Origin of the sequence: Pseudomonas fluvialis (genome assembly GCF_014207935.1) — a bacterium.
Lineage (GTDB): Bacteria > Pseudomonadota > Gammaproteobacteria > Pseudomonadales > Pseudomonadaceae > Aquipseudomonas > Aquipseudomonas fluvialis_A.
In genome coordinates, this window is the sequence record NZ_JACHLL010000002.1 from 549,707 (window position 1) to 563,986 (window position 14,280).

The 14,280-nt window shown below is 62.1% G+C and carries 17 protein-coding genes; 4 read left to right on the forward strand and 13 right to left on the reverse strand.

The window, feature by feature from the left end; all coding sequences use genetic code 11:
• Positions 1-131: 131 nt before the first annotated feature.
• The 5 genes from rplS to ffh all read right to left on the reverse strand — a co-directional run bounded on the left by rplS (position 132) and on the right by ffh (position 3,596).
• A complete protein-coding gene (gene rplS / locus HNP49_RS07625) occupies positions 132-482 on the reverse strand; it encodes a 50S ribosomal protein L19 (protein WP_095939436.1) in 351 nt (116 codons plus the stop codon).
• 41 nt (positions 483-523) lie between these two features.
• Positions 524-1,267: a tRNA (guanosine(37)-N1)-methyltransferase TrmD gene (trmD, locus tag HNP49_RS07630; protein ID WP_184682018.1), complete on the reverse strand. Its 744-nt coding sequence runs from the start codon at positions 1,265-1,267 to the stop codon at positions 524-526.
• 5 nt (positions 1,268-1,272) lie between these two features.
• A complete protein-coding gene (rimM, locus tag HNP49_RS07635; RefSeq protein WP_184682020.1) occupies positions 1,273-1,809 on the reverse strand; it encodes a ribosome maturation factor RimM in 537 nt (178 codons plus the stop codon).
• Between the two features lie 3 nt (positions 1,810-1,812).
• Positions 1,813-2,058: a 30S ribosomal protein S16 gene (rpsP, locus tag HNP49_RS07640; RefSeq protein WP_184682022.1), complete on the reverse strand. Its 246-nt coding sequence runs from the start codon at positions 2,056-2,058 to the stop codon at positions 1,813-1,815.
• 161 nt (positions 2,059-2,219) lie between these two features.
• On the reverse strand, positions 2,220-3,596 hold the full coding sequence (gene ffh / locus HNP49_RS07645; protein WP_095939440.1) for a signal recognition particle protein: 1,377 nt from the start codon (positions 3,594-3,596) through the stop codon (positions 2,220-2,222).
• Positions 3,597-3,737: 141 nt separating this feature from the next.
• On the opposite strand from ffh, the gene HNP49_RS07650 reads away from it, so the two are divergent.
• Positions 3,738-4,538, forward strand: a complete 801-nt coding sequence (locus tag HNP49_RS07650) for an inner membrane protein YpjD (protein ID WP_184682032.1) — start codon at positions 3,738-3,740, stop codon at positions 4,536-4,538.
• Between the two features lie 12 nt (positions 4,539-4,550).
• On the opposite strand, the gene HNP49_RS07655 is transcribed toward HNP49_RS07650, so the two are convergent.
• From HNP49_RS07655 to HNP49_RS07675, 5 genes are read right to left on the reverse strand one after another with little or no spacing between them, the layout of a single operon-like run.
• A complete protein-coding gene (locus HNP49_RS07655) occupies positions 4,551-5,291 on the reverse strand; it encodes an SGNH/GDSL hydrolase family protein (RefSeq protein WP_184682034.1) in 741 nt (246 codons plus the stop codon).
• Complete coding sequence (gene purT / locus HNP49_RS07660; protein ID WP_184682035.1) at positions 5,288-6,469, reverse strand: formate-dependent phosphoribosylglycinamide formyltransferase; 1,182 nt, start codon at positions 6,467-6,469, stop codon at positions 5,288-5,290. Before purT ends, HNP49_RS07655 begins: the two co-directional genes overlap by 4 nt.
• Positions 6,470-6,499: 30 nt before the next feature.
• The gene (locus HNP49_RS07665) at positions 6,500-6,694 is read right to left on the reverse strand and encodes a DUF1289 domain-containing protein (RefSeq protein WP_184682526.1); all 195 of its coding nucleotides are present in this window, start codon (positions 6,692-6,694) and stop codon (positions 6,500-6,502) included.
• Positions 6,694-7,215 carry a gamma carbonic anhydrase family protein gene (locus tag HNP49_RS07670; RefSeq protein ID WP_184682036.1) on the reverse strand — a complete coding sequence of 174 codons (522 nt, stop codon included), beginning with the start codon at positions 7,213-7,215 and terminating at the stop codon, positions 6,694-6,696. The genes HNP49_RS07665 and HNP49_RS07670 overlap by 1 nt, the downstream gene beginning before the upstream one ends.
• Positions 7,216-7,237: 22 nt before the next feature.
• On the reverse strand, positions 7,238-7,840 hold the full coding sequence (locus HNP49_RS07675) for a CoA pyrophosphatase (RefSeq protein WP_184682037.1): 603 nt from the start codon (positions 7,838-7,840) through the stop codon (positions 7,238-7,240).
• A 157-nt stretch (positions 7,841-7,997) separates the two neighbouring features.
• Between HNP49_RS07675 and HNP49_RS07680 the strand changes: the two genes are divergently transcribed.
• The 3 genes from HNP49_RS07680 to HNP49_RS07690 all read left to right on the forward strand — a co-directional run bounded on the left by HNP49_RS07680 (position 7,998) and on the right by HNP49_RS07690 (position 9,442).
• Positions 7,998-8,270 (forward strand): hypothetical protein, encoded by a 273-nt coding sequence (locus tag HNP49_RS07680; RefSeq protein ID WP_184682038.1) that lies wholly within the window; start codon positions 7,998-8,000, stop codon positions 8,268-8,270.
• A 79-nt stretch (positions 8,271-8,349) separates the two neighbouring features.
• Positions 8,350-8,904 carry an NUDIX hydrolase gene (locus tag HNP49_RS07685; RefSeq protein ID WP_184682039.1) on the forward strand — a complete coding sequence of 185 codons (555 nt, stop codon included), beginning with the start codon at positions 8,350-8,352 and terminating at the stop codon, positions 8,902-8,904.
• Between the two features lie 34 nt (positions 8,905-8,938).
• The gene (locus tag HNP49_RS07690; protein WP_184682040.1) at positions 8,939-9,442 is read left to right on the forward strand and encodes a murein L,D-transpeptidase family protein; all 504 of its coding nucleotides are present in this window, start codon (positions 8,939-8,941) and stop codon (positions 9,440-9,442) included.
• A 59-nt stretch (positions 9,443-9,501) separates the two neighbouring features.
• On the opposite strand, the gene HNP49_RS07695 is transcribed toward HNP49_RS07690, so the two are convergent.
• The 3 genes from HNP49_RS07695 to purL all read right to left on the reverse strand — a co-directional run bounded on the left by HNP49_RS07695 (position 9,502) and on the right by purL (position 14,174).
• Entirely contained in the window at positions 9,502-9,819 is a 318-nt protein-coding gene (locus tag HNP49_RS07695; protein ID WP_184682041.1) for a YqfO family protein, read from the reverse strand.
• A 157-nt stretch (positions 9,820-9,976) separates the two neighbouring features.
• Positions 9,977-10,342 carry a CDGSH iron-sulfur domain-containing protein gene (locus HNP49_RS18970; protein ID WP_184682042.1) on the reverse strand — a complete coding sequence of 122 codons (366 nt, stop codon included), beginning with the start codon at positions 10,340-10,342 and terminating at the stop codon, positions 9,977-9,979.
• The gene (gene purL / locus HNP49_RS07705; RefSeq protein WP_184682044.1) at positions 10,278-14,174 is read right to left on the reverse strand and encodes a phosphoribosylformylglycinamidine synthase; all 3,897 of its coding nucleotides are present in this window, start codon (positions 14,172-14,174) and stop codon (positions 10,278-10,280) included. Before purL ends, HNP49_RS18970 begins: the two co-directional genes overlap by 65 nt.
• Positions 14,175-14,280: the final 106 nt, after the last annotated feature.

The following is a 14,280-nucleotide window of genomic DNA, read 5'->3' on the forward strand; positions in this document are numbered from 1 at the left end:
ATGACTGCAGCCACAACGAGCGCGCCGCCTTGCTTGCTGCGGCTCGCCAATAGCGAATCGGTTCAAATGCGGAATTGATACAGACATAAAAAAAGCAGCCCGCAGGCTGCTTTTTTCGACAGGGAAGCGGATTAAACCAGCTTCTCCTTGATGCGGGCGGCCTTGCCGGACAGCTCGCGGAGGTAGTACAGCTTGGCCTTGCGCACGTCACCGCGGCGCTTGACGCTCAGGCTGTCAACCAGCGGCGAGTAGGTCTGGAAGGTACGCTCAACGCCAACACCGTTGGAGATCTTGCGCACAGTGAAGGCACTGTTCAGACCACGGTTGCGCTTGGCAATTACCACGCCTTCAAAGGCCTGCAGACGCGAACGGTCGCCTTCCTTCACTTTAACCTGGACGATTACGGTGTCGCCTGGGGCGAAAGCCGGAATCTCTTTGTTCATCTGTTCAGCTTCGAGCTGCTGAATGATCTTGTTGGTCATGCTGTGCTCCTAAGACAAACCAGCGGTTTGCCATCGATACGTTAACTATCGTTCCGCTGACGGAGATATTCCGCCAGCAGCTTTGTCTCTTCTCCAGAAAGCGAGCGGCAATCCAGAAGATCAGCACGGCGTTCCTGAGTCCGACCAAGGGACTGCATCAGGCGCCAGCGCCGGATGTGTTCGTGATTGCCACTCAGCAGCACATCAGGAACACGCTTGCCTTCATACACCTCAGGTCGGGTGTAGTGCGGGCAATCGAGCAGGCCATCGGTAAACGAGTCCTCCTCGGCGGAGTCCGCGTGGCCCAATGCACCGGGCAGCAAACGCGTTACCGCATCGATCAGCACCATGGCCGGCAGCTCACCGCCGGACAGGACGTAATCGCCAATCGACCATTCCTCATCAACATGCGTTTCAATGAAACGCTCATCAATGCCTTCGTAGCGCCCAGCGATCAGGATCAGCGACTGTTCCTGCACCAGTTCCCGCACGGACGCCTGCTTCAGCGTTTGCCCCTGCGGCGACAGGTAGATCACCTTGGCGCCCTCACCGGCAACCTGCCTGGCCGCAGCCAGCGCACGTTCCAGCGGTTGAATCTTCATCACCATGCCGGGGCCGCCACCGAAGGGGCGATCGTCCACCGTCTGGTGACGGTCATCGGTGAAATCCCGCGGATTCCAGCAGCGCAGCTCAAGGAGCCCCTGCTTCACCGCACGACTGGTAATCCCGTACTCGCTGATGGCAGCGAACATTTCCGGGAAAATGCTGATGACTGAAACATGCATATGCTTCAGAAGTCCGCATCCCAATCGACCCGCATCTCGCCAGCGGCCAGATCAATCGACAACACGCATTGCTCGATATAGGGCAACAGGCGTTCACGATCATCCAGACTGCCGATACACGGCTTGACCACCATGACATCGTTGGCACCGGTTTCCAGCAGATGGTCGATCTTGCCGAGCAATTGCCCCTGCTGATCAATGACCTTCAAGCCTTCCAGCTGATACCAGTAGTACTCGCCCTGATCCAGCGTCGGCAGCAAGCTGCGCAACACACAGATCTCATAGCCGGCGTAGGTACGGGCCACTTCGCGATCGTCGAGGCCCTTGAGCTTGGCGGTGAGCACTTTGCCATGCAAACGCCCACTGACAACCTCAACCTGCTTGCTCTCACCGTCACGCCGAAGCGTCCAGCGGCGGTAGTCCAGCAGGTTATCAAGCGGTTCCGTGAAGGAATAAACCTTCACCTCGCCCTTGATGCCGAACACCGAAACGATCTTGCCAAGAACGACGAGGTCCTCGGCGGGTGTCGGCGACTGCTGCATGGATTAGGCCTTGGCCGCTTCCTTGAGCAGTTGGGCAACGCGCTCGGACGGCTGGGCGCCCTGGCTCAGCCAGTAGCTGACGCGCTCTTGATTCACGGACAGCTTGACTTCAGCACCCGAAGCAACCGGGTTGAAGAAACCCACGCGCTCATTGAAGCGACCGTCGCGCGCATTGCGGCTGTTGGTCACGGTCAGGTGGTAGAAGGGGCGCTTTTTGGAGCCGCCACGAGCAAGACGGATGGTTACCATTGAACTTCGTTCCTGTAGTCGGTGCTTGCAAAATGAATATGCACGCTGGGCGCATGGCCCGAAAGGCCGCATATTCTAAGGATTATCCGGGCAATTGCAAATCTCTTTTTCCCACCGCTTATCGGCACCACCCCGGATATGCGCGGTGCCGGCGCTGGCAATCAGAGTTTGGGCATCCCCCCGCCCGGCAGCATGCCGCCCATGCCCCGCATGAGCTTGGCCATACCGCCTTTGGAGGTGAACTTCTTCATCATCTTCTGCATCTGCTTGTGCTGTTTGATCAGCCGGCCGATGTCCTGCACCTGGGTACCTGAGCCCATGGCGATGCGGCGCTTGCGCGAACCACTGATGATGTCGGGATCACGCCGCTCGGCCGGCGTCATCGAATTGATGATGGCTTCCATCTGCTTGAACTGCTTCTCGGCGGCACTCTGCGCACCACCCATCTGCGCCAGGTTGACCCCACCGATCGATGGCAACTTGTCCATCAGACCACCGAGACCACCCATGTTTTTCATCTGCTGCAGCTGATCACGGAAGTCTTCCAGATCGAAGCCTTTACCCTTCTTGATCTTTTTGGCCAGTTTTTCGGCCTTCTCGCGATCCAGGGTCTGCTCGGCTTGCTCGATCAGACTGAGCACATCGCCCATGCCGAGGATGCGCGAAGCCACGCGGTCCGGATGGAACGGATCCAGCGCTTCGGTCTTCTCGCCCATGCCGAGGAACTTGATCGGCTTGCCGGTGATGGCGCGCACGGAAAGCGCCGCACCACCACGGGCATCACCGTCGACCTTGGTCAGCACCACGCCGGTCAGCGGCAGCGCATCATTGAAGGCCTTGGCCGTATTGGCGGCATCCTGACCGGTCATGGCATCGACCACGAACAGTGTTTCCACCGGTTTGACTGCCGCATGGACCAGTTTGATCTCGTCCATCATCTCGGCATCGACATGCAGCCGGCCGGCGGTGTCGACAATCACCACATCGATGAACTTGAGCTTGGCCTCACGGATCGCCGCCTCGGCAATCGCCACCGGCTTCTGCGTGACATCGGAAGGGAAGAAGGTCACGCCAATATCATTGGCCAGGGTTTCCAGCTGCTTGATGGCCGCCGGGCGGTACACGTCAGCCGAAACCACCATCACGGTCTTTTTCTTGCGTTCCTTCAGGAAGCGCGCCAGCTTGCCCGCCGTGGTGGTCTTACCCGCCCCCTGCAGACCGGCCATGAGGATCACCGCCGGCGGCGCGGCATTCAGCGCCAGGTCTTCGTTGGCCGAGCCCATCATGGCTTCCAGCTCGGCCTGGACAATCTTCACAAACGCCTGCCCCGGCGTCAGGCTCTTCGACACCTCGGTGCCGACCGCGCGTTCCTTGACCTTGTTGACGAAATCCTTGACCACCGGCAGGGCAACGTCCGCCTCCAGCAAGGCCATGCGCACTTCGCGCAGGGTGTCCTTGATGTTGTCTTCGCTCAGCTTGGCCTTGCCGGTGACATGGCGCAGCGTCTGGGACAGGCGATCGGTTAGATTCTCGAACATGACGATCCTTCAGGGGATGGCTTGCGGCAGACCGCGGAGTATACCCAAGAGGCGCGCCGGCCAACACCGCCCTTGGTCTTTCGTGGGCCACCCTTGTGTGCCAAACTCAGCGCCTTCAAGCGCACGTACGCCCAAGGATTTATGACTGCATTGCTGCCCAGCCTGCTCGCCGCCCTCCTCTATCTGGCCGCCAGCACCCACCAGGGAATTGCCTTCAAGCGCCGCCAGACGCCCAATCAGCGCCTGCTAGGCGGACTTGGCCTGCTGGCACTGTTGGCCCAGAGCACCGCACTGCAACAGCAGCTATTGGGTGGCAACGGCCTGACCCTCGACTTTTTCAATGCCGCCAGCCTGATTGCAGCAAGCGTGATCGGCATAACCCTGCTGGCCAACCTGCGCATGCCGGTGAGCAACCTGTTCCTGCTGCTGTTTCCGCTGGGCGCCCTGACCACGCTGCTGGCACAGTGGGCACCCACCGGCACCAGCCAACCGATCAACGAGCAAGGCGGCATCCTCGCGCACATCCTGCTGTCGATCACGGCCTATGGCCTGCTGACCCTGGCCGTATTCCAGTCGCTGCTGCTGCTGATTCAGGATCATCAGCTCAAACACAAGCACCCCTCCGGCCTGATCCGCAACTTCCCGCCGCTACAAACCATGGAAAGTCTGCTGTTCAGCTTTCTTCTGGCCGGCTGGCTGCTACTGTCGCTGTCACTGATTTCCGGCTGGATCTACGTAGACAACCTGTTTGGCCAGCATCTGGCGCACAAGACCGTCCTCTCCTGCTTTGCCTGGGTGGTGTTCGCCGTGCTGCTCTGGGGCCGCCACCAGCTTGGCTGGCGCGGTCATACCGCGATTCGCTGGACCCTGGCCGGCTTCCTGCTGTTGATGCTGGCTTACTTCGGCAGCAAGCTGGTCCGCGAATTTATCCTGCACATTTGAGCTGAGCCCCCCCTAACGACGGGCTACTACTCCCGCCCGCTCAAGCCGCTCGGCCAGCGCCTGCGCCCATACGGCATAGCCGCGAGCGGAAGGATGATAGCCATCCGCCGCCAGGTACTCGTCGGCAAACTGCAGATCCAGCGCGCAATAAGCATGCTCACGCGCCTCCGCCAACTGGCGCAGATCGCCATCGAGCAGGCGCGCCCGCGCACCCAGCACCCGCCGCAACAAGGGCGGCAATGCGGTGAAATGCTGGATAGGCGGCACGGCGGTAAAGGCCACCTGCGCTCCCTGCCGGACAAAATGCTCGGCCAGCTCACTCAACGCCCGCTGCCAGGCACGACGCGCACTGAAGTGTGTGGTGTCGTTGACACCAAATACCAGTAACGCCAGATCAACCGCCGCCATGGCTTGCGGCAACAGCTGCTCACAGGCCTCGATGGCGGTAATGCCATTGACGCCCAGCGCCCGCCACTGCACTGGTCGCTGCAGCTGCTGTGCCAGAGACTCGGCCAACTGACCGCTGAGCGCCACCTGCTGCACCTCAACACCGACACCTGCCACCGTCGACTCACCCAGCAACAACAAACGCAGCGGAGCTCCACCCCACTCAGCGCCTGCCAACCCCTGCTGCGGTCCACCCGCAGGCGGCAGGCGCAAAGCATGCCGACGCGTGTGCAGCGCCTGCGGCAGCAACACCGGCAGCAGGGCGATGAACTGCAACCACCAACCCAGGCTGGCGCGCCGACTCACAACTCGATCTCAACCTCGGCAGCCGCGCGAGTCGCCTTGGCGCGCGCCGCATCGACGGTCACATCACGCGCCAACGCCACACCCATGCGCCGCTGCCCGCTGACTTCCGGCTTGCCGAACAGGCGCAGCGCGGTATCCGGCTCGGCCAGCGCCGCCCCGAGATTGCCGAAGCTGACCTGCTGTGACTCACCGTCCACCAGGATCACCGCCGAGGCGGCAGGGCCGAGCTGGCGGATAGCTGGAATCGGTAGACCGAGAATGGCCCGTGCGTGCAGGGCGAACTCGGACAAGTCCTGGGAAATCAAGGTGACCAGACCGGTATCATGCGGACGCGGAGAAATCTCGCAGAACCACACCTGATCACCCTTGATGAACAGCTCGACACCGAACAGGCCGCGCCCGCCCAGCGCCCCTGTCACCGCCAACGCAATGCGCTCGGCCTCGGCCTGCGCCTTGGCGCTCATGGCTTGCGGCTGCCAGGACTCGTGGTAGTCGCCCTTGACTTGGCGATGACCGACCGGCGCACAGAAGGTGGTGCCGCCACTGTGGCGCACAGTGAGCAGGGCAATTTCATAGTCAAAATCGATAAAACCTTCGACGATCACCCTCCCCTTGCCGGCACGCCCGCCCGCCTGAGCGTAATCCCAAGCCGCCTGCAGGTCGGCCATGCTTTTCAACACCGACTGCCCCTTGCCCGAGGAACTCATGATCGGCTTGATCAGGCACGGGAAGCCCAGCGCCTGGACCGCCGCCCAGCATTCCTCGAAGGAGTCGGCGAAACGGTATGGCGACGTCGGCAGCCCCAGCTCCTCGGCGGCCAGACGACGGATACCCTCGCGATTCATGGTCAGCTGCGCGGCGCGTGCCGTCGGAATCACCGTAAAGCCTTCTGCTTCCAACTCAACCAGAGTGTCGGTGGCAATCGCCTCGATCTCTGGCACGATGAAGTGCGGCTGCTCCTTGAGAATCACCGCGCGCAGGGCATCACCATCGAGCATGTTGAGCACATGACTGCGGTGCGCCACCTGCATGGCGGGGGCATTGGCATAGCGATCCACGGCAATCACCTCGCAGCCCAGGCGCTGCAGTTCGATGACCACTTCCTTGCCCAGCTCCCCGGCCCCGCAGAACAACACGCGGGTAGCCGTGGCGGACAACGGTGTTCCAATGCGACTCATGGCATTTCCTCAATCAGATAGGCAACAGATTCAACCGGCCGGATGCAACAGCCCCTGCTGGCGGGCGCGCTCATGGCAACGGGCGAGCACTTCGCGACGCTCGTGATTGTCCATGCGCCCCCAGCGGGTGATTTCAGCTGCCGTACGCTGGCAGCCGAGACAGATATCCTGCTCATCCAGCGCACAAACATGCACGCACGGAGAAGGTACGGGAGGCTCCTGGATCATTCGTCCAGCGCCAGATCGCGCGCATAGCGTTGGGCGTTATGCACGTAGTGGGCGGCGCTGCCTTCCAGCATCTTTTTCTGCGCATCGGACAGCTCGCGCACCACCTTGCCCGGCGAACCCATCACCAGGCTGCCATCGGGGATTTCCTTGCCCTCGGCAATCAGCGCATTGGCGCCGATGATGCAGTGTTTGCCGATTTTGGCACCATTGAGGATCACCGCATTGATGCCGATCAGGCTGTAGTCGCCGACCGTGCAGCCATGCAGCATCGCGTTGTGGCCGATGGTCACGCCCTTGCCAAGGGTCAGAGGAAAGCCCATGTCGGTGTGCATCACCGTGCCATCCTGCACGTTGCTGTGCTCGCCGATATGGATCAGCTCGTTGTCACCGCGCAGTACCGCGCCAAACCAGACACTGGCGCCGGCCTCCAGACGAACCTTGCCCACCAGAGTGGCGTTAGGCGCAATCCAGCTTTCGGGGTGGGCTTCGACACGCGACTGCCCCAGACGGTATTTCATCCTTTGCTCTCCTCAGCCCAGCTCAGCCGAGCTTGATAAAGTGTTCCGGCGGCTCATGGAGCGCAATGCCCGCATCGAACAGCAGGTTGACCAGCTCAACCACCATGATCGCCGTCAGCCCCCAGATCTTGAAGTCGCCATAGCGGTAACTGGGCACGTACCAGCTGCGCCCGAGGTAGTCGATGCGATGGGTCATCTCACGCGGGTCTTCGCGGAAAAAGGCCAGCGGCACGCTGAACACCTGGGCGATCTCGCCATCATTGGGCCGGTACTCGACGTAGTCCGGCACCAGACCGACGATCGGCGTGACCTTGATTCCATGCCGCGATACCAGACTGCTGAGAGGACCGAGCACTTCCACCAGACCAGGCGCCAGACCAATTTCCTCTTCGGCTTCACGCAGGGCCGTCATCACCAGATCGGTATCGGTATCGTCGCGGCGGCCACCGGGAAACGCCACTTCACCGCTGTGGGTGGAAAGACCATGGGCACGCAGAGTCAGCACCAGTTCGGGCTCATCACTGCGCGTGATCGGCACCAGCACCGCGGCCTCGGGGAAATCGCTGGCCAGGGTCAGCTGTTGCGGTTGATAGCCCTGCACGCGGCGGAGCAGTTCATCCAGCATGATGGTTCTCGGACAGACAGTCATGGGTAAATGATTGCACGATCACCGGCATCGCCCAAGGCCCCGATTCAGCCAAACTCACGCACCCGGCAAAGGTTGGCTCCCGCTACCCGGTGCTGCACTAGACTGATCTCATCACGCTGCGGAGTAGCCGATCATGCAAATCCCCGAAGATGCCCTGACCAATCATGTGGTGACTATCTGCCTGCAAGGCGGCGCCACCCTCGGCCCGTTCAACGCCACCTGGAGCAAGGACAAAGGCGGCGATGTGCGCGAACTGAGCCGCGAATACGATCGCTTCCTGCAGGGCGGAGAACAAAAGCGCTTCAAGTTCCACCTGCACGACACCTACAGCAACTCGGTGCACACGCTGATTGTCGATTTCCGCCAGATAACCGGCATTTACGACCATATCCAGCTCAGCAGTTAAGGCTTTCAACTGGCGCTCCGTGGGATAAAGTAGGCCATCGGCTGCCCTGTGCGCAGCCTGGCCATCCCGAGGAGCCCCGATGAAATTCTGCAGCCAGTGCGGCGGCCCCATCAGCCAGCGCATTCCCGCCGGTGACAACCGCCCGCGCCATGTCTGCGATCAGTGCTCCACTGTGCACTACCAGAACCCGCGCATCGTTGCCGGCTGCCTGCCGGTGTGGGGCGAGCAGGTCCTGCTGTGTCGCCGCGCCATCGAGCCGCGCCGCGGCTTCTGGACGCTGCCGGCCGGCTTCATGGAGAACGGCGAAACCCTGGAGCAGGCCGCCGCACGGGAAACCCTGGAAGAAGCCTGCGCACGCGTGGACAACCTGCGCCTGTACACCCTCTTCGACCTGCCGCACATCAGTCAGGTGTACATGCTGTTTCTCGCACAACTGCGCGATCTCGACTTTGCCGCCGGCGAAGAGAGCCTTGAGGTCAGGCTTTTCCAGCAACATGAGATCCCCTGGTCAGAGTTAGCTTTCCCCACGATCGGCCGCACTCTAGAATGCTACTTCGCCGATCGCGTGCAGCAGGTGTTCCCGCTGCGCAACGAGGCCATCGCGCCACTCTCGGCGACCCACAAGAAATCCTGACCTTGCGGTCCCAGCTTCAGGGAAATTGCGTCACATGCGTTGGTTGCTAGCTGCTTTGTGTGTCTTCTTCACCGCGTTTTCGAGCGCCAGCGCCAGCCCGACGCTGTCCGGCAGCCGTATCGACAAGGTGCTGGTGGTCAAGTCCGAGCGCACGCTGCAGCTGATCCAGCGCGGCAAGGTACTCAAGTCCTATCGTGTCTCGCTGGGCAAGCAGCCCGACGGACCGAAGATGCGCGAAGGCGACCAGCGCACGCCGGAGGGCTTCTACTGGATCGACTGGCGCAAGACCAGCAGCAACTTCAATCTGGCCATGCACATCTCCTACCCCAATGCCCGCGACGCCGCCAAGGCCCGTGCCAAAGGCGTGCCGCCTGGTGGCATGATCATGATTCACGGCACCCCGATCGACGAGGAGTACCCCGAGTGGTACTTCAACACCCTGGACTGGACCGAAGGCTGCATCGCCATGAAGAACGCCGACATGCGCGAAGTCTGGAGCCTGGTCAAGGATGGCACGCTGATCGAGATTCGCCCCTGAACCATCCAGACCCGCAACTAAAAAGGCGCCCGTAGGCGCCTTTTTTCATGACTGAATGCTCAGAACTGCAAATCAGACAGGCGCCAGACCTCGAAAGCCGGGGTCTGGTAGGGATGACTGCCCTTGAGCGCCTTGACCACGGCATGGATCAGCTCATCAACCACCACCAGCTCGACCTTCCACTCGCTGACCTGCTCAACAGCACCGACCGCCCCCACAAACGGCTCGCTACCTTCCAGCGGTCGGAACTGTCCCTGCCCCAGCACCTGCCAGCAGCAACTGTCGTACTGACCAATGCGCCCGCCGCCAGCAGCAAACACCGCAGCCTTGACGGGCTCCACATGACTATCAGGCACATAGAAGCACAGCTTGTACATCCACCCCTCCAAGATGCTGATTGCTCAACGGCGCGGTCAGCCGCAAGCGAACGACCAGGCGCAAACCTTGGAGGAATCCTGCCACAGATGCTGGCACTTTGCCTTAAATCGGAGTTAAGCCTGCTGAGAGCCAGATCACAGGAACACCCGACAAACGTCAGCGCGCTGAACCATCGCGACCGGTGAAACGGCGCCAGCGGGCCCGCCAGCCAGTAGCCGGCGGCGCATGGCTACCATCACAGTAGGGCAACCGGGCCGAACGCCCGCAGCGGCAGAGCAGCAGCAAGCGCGCCTTGTCTGCCCTGAACTGAAGGGCGGCGACACATGCCTGATTACAATCGGGAAGCGCGGACGAGCGCCCGCAGGTACATAGCGACAGGTGATCGCCCGGCTCGACCGGGCGCACCTCGGGAAGCAGGGGCGGCTGGGAATCGCTCACACCCACCGCCCCACGCGACTTACTCGACCCAGACCCGCGCGTTGCGGAACATGCGCATCCAGCCGCCGTCTTCCTGCCACTCATCCGGGCGCCAGGAGTTCTGCACGGCACGGAACACACGCTCCGGGTGCGGCATCATGATGGTCACGCGACCGTCACGGTTGCACAGGCCGGTGATACCGCGCGGCGAACCGTTGGGGTTGGCAGGGTAGGTTTCAGTGACCTTGCCATGGTTGTCGATAAAACGCATGGCCACCGTTCCGGAGAGATCAGCCTCGAGCAGGGCTTCCTCGCTCTCGAACTCGGCATGTCCCTCACCGTGAGCAATGGCGATAGGCAGGCGCGAGCCGGCCATACCGCGCAGGAAGATCGACGCCGACTCCTGCACCTGAACCATGGCCACGCGCGCCTCGAACTGCTCCGAGCGGTTGCGCACGAAATGCGGCCAGGCCTCGCTGCCCGGAATCAGCTCATGCAGGTTGCTCATCATCTGGCAGCCGTTGCACACGCCAAGAGCAAAGCTGTCCTTGCGCTCGAAGAACGCCTGGAAAGCATCACGGGCGCGGTTATTGAACAGTACCGACTTGGCCCAGCCCTCACCGGCACCCAGCACGTCGCCGTAGGAGAAACCGCCACAGGCCACCAGGCCCTTGAACTCTTCCAGACTGACGCGACCGGCTAGGATATCGCTCATGTGCACATCAATGGCGCGGAAGCCGGCGCGGTCGAAAGCCGCCGCCATCTCGACCTGACCGTTGACGCCCTGCTCGCGCAGGATGGCAACCTGCGGACGCACACCACTCTTGATGTAGGGCGCGGCGATGTCCTGATTGACGTCGAACGACAGCTTGACCGACAAGCCCGGATTGTCTTCGTCGAGCAGGTTGTCAAATTCCTGATCGGCGCACACGGCGTTATCGCGCAGACGCTGGATCTGGTAGCTGGTCTCGCTCCAGGTGCGCTGCAGCACGCGGCGCGAGCCGCTGAAAAGCTGCTGACCATTGAGGGTCAGCACTACCTCGTCGCCATTGACCGGCTGACCGAGCACGGCCACACAGTCACCCAGGCCCGCAGCACTGAACTGCGCCAGCACCTCTTCGCTGTCGTCCTGATGCACCTGAATCAGTGCACCCAGCTCTTCGTTGAACAGTACCGCCGCGGCTTCCGCCGCAGTATCGGCCAGCGCATCGAGGTTCAGATTCAGGCCGCAGTGACCGGCGAACGCCATTTCCACCGCCGTGGCCAACAGGCCGCCGTCGGAGCGGTCGTGATAGGCGAGCAGCTTGCCATCGGCATTCAGGCCCTGGATCACGGCGAAGAAGGCCTTGAGATCCTCGGCATCATCGACATCCGGCACCTGGCGGCCGAGCTGGCCGTAGACCTGAGCCAGAATCGAAGCACCCAGGCGATTCTGCCCGCGACCGAGGTCGATCAGGATCAGATCGGTCTCGCCCTTGTCCAGACGCAGTTGTGGGGTCAGGGTCTTGCGGATATCGGTGACCGGAGCAAAGCCCGACACGATCAGCGACAGCGGCGAGGTCACGCTCTTCTCGCCCTGCTCATCCTGCCAGCGGGTCTTCATGGACATGGAGTCCTTGCCGACCGGAATGGTGATGCCCAGCGCCGGGCACAGTTCCATGCCCACCGCCTTCACTGTGTCGTACAGGCGCGCGTCTTCACCCGGGTGGCCGGCAGCGGCCATCCAGTTGGCCGACAGTTTGATGTCAGACAGCTGGGCAATGCTGGAAGCAGCCAGGTTGGTCAGGGTTTCACCAATGGCCATGCGCCCGGAGGCGGCGGCATCGAGCAGCGCCATCGGCGTGCGTTCACCCATGGCCATGGCTTCACCGGTGTAGACGTCGAAGCTGGTGGCGGTCACGGCACAGTCGGCCACCGGCACCTGCCACGGGCCGACCATCTGATCGCGCGCTACCAGACCGGTAATGGTGCGGTCGCCAATGGTGATCAGGAAGTTCTTGCTGGCCACTGCCGGGTGATGCAGAACACGACTGATGGCCTCGCTCAGATCGATCTGCGCGGCATTGAACCCATCGCCCAGCGCCTCTTCACGTAAAGCGCTGCGGTGCATGCGCGGCGTTTTGCCGAGCAGTACGTTGAGCGGCATATCCACCGGCTTGTTGCCGAAATGGCTGTCGGTCACGGTCAGCTGCAGCTCTTCGGTGGCCTCGCCGACCACGGCAAACGGGCAACGCTCACGCTCGCAGATGGCCTTGAAACGCTCGAAGTCGGCGGCGTCCACGCTCAGCACGTAACGCTCCTGCGACTCGTTGCACCAGATTTCCAGCGGCGCCATGCCCGGCTCATCGTTGGGCACATTACGCAGTTCGAAACGACCACCACGACCGCCGTCGTTGATCAGCTCCGGCAGGGCGTTGGAGATACCGCCGGCGCCGACGTCGTGAATGAACTTGATCGGGTTCTGCTCGCCCAGCTGCCAGCAGCGGTCGATGACTTCCTGACAGCGGCGCTCCATTTCCGGGTTGTCGCGCTGTACCGAAGCGAAATCCAGGTCAGCCGAGCTGGCACCAGTCGCCATCGACGAGGCAGCACCACCGCCCAGACCGATCAGCATGGCCGGGCCGCCGAGCACGATCAGTTTGGCACCGACCGAAATCTCGCCCTTCTGCACATGCTCCTCACGGATGTTACCCATGCCGCCGGCCAGCATGATCGGCTTGTGGTAGCCACGCACTTCCTCGCCGCGCGGGGTCGCCACGGACTGCTCGAAGGTACGGAAATAGCCGGTCAGAGCCGGACGGCCGAACTCGTTGTTGAACGCCGCGCCACCCAGCGGGCCTTCAACCATGATGTCCAGCGCGCTGACAATGCGCTCCGGTTTGCCGTAAGGCTTTTCCCACGGCTGCACAAAGCCCGGAATCTGCAGGTTGGAAACGGTGAAGCCGACCAGACCAGCCTTGGGCTTGGCGCCACGACCGGTAGCACCCTCGTCGCGAATCTCGCCACCGGAGCCGGTGGAAGCGCCGGGGAATGGCGCGATGGCGGTCGGGTGGTTGTGCGTCTCGACCTTCATCAGGATATGCACCGGTTCCTGAGACGCGGCGTATTCGCGGGTCTCGGGATTCGGGTAGAAGCGCCCTGCAACGTTGCCGACGATCACCGCGGCGTTGTCCTTGTAGGCCGACAGCACTCCCTCGCCATGCATCTGGTAGGTGTTCTTGATCATGCCGAACAGCGACTTGTCCTGAGCCTGACCGTCGATATCCCAGCTGGCATTGAAGATCTTGTGCCGGCAGTGTTCGGAGTTGGCCTGAGCAAACATCATCAGCTCGACGTCATGGGGATTGCGCCCCAGCTCGGCGAAGCTCTGTACCAGGTAATCGATTTCGTCTTCGGCCAGTGCCAGACCCAGTTCGACGTTGGCCTTTTCCAGCGCAGCGCGACCGCCGCCGAGCACATCCACGGCCGTCAGCGGCTTGGGCTGGGCATGGCTGAACAGTGGCGCAGCCTCTTCCAGCGCACCCAGTACCAGCTGGGTCATGCGGTCATGCAGACGGGAAGCAACGGCGCTCGCCTCGGCCTCGCTCAGCTCGCCACTCACGTAATAGGCGATACCGCGCTCCAGGCGCTGAATCTTGGCCAGACCGCAGTTGCGCGCGATATCGCTGGCCTTGCTCGCCCACGGAGAGATGGTGCCAAAGCGCGGCACCACAAGAAACAGACGACCCGAAGGCTCCTGCACCGGCACACTCGGGCCGTACTTGAGCAGGCGCTCCAGCACCTGCTCCTCTTCGGCCAGGAGCTGCCCGGTCACATCGGCGAAGTGGGCAAACTCGGCGTACAGCCCGGTAACGCCAGGGGCAACCTGGGTCAGTTGGTCGAGCAGTTTGCCGTGACGGAAGGCGGAAAGGGCGGGAGCGCCGCGCAGGATGAGCATTGTCAGAACAGCCTCTGGAGACGATGACGGTGGGGGTCGACCAATTGGTGACCCTCAGAGGCCGTGCATTCTAGCCTAAAGCGCCGGCGCCGGGCACCCGCGATGC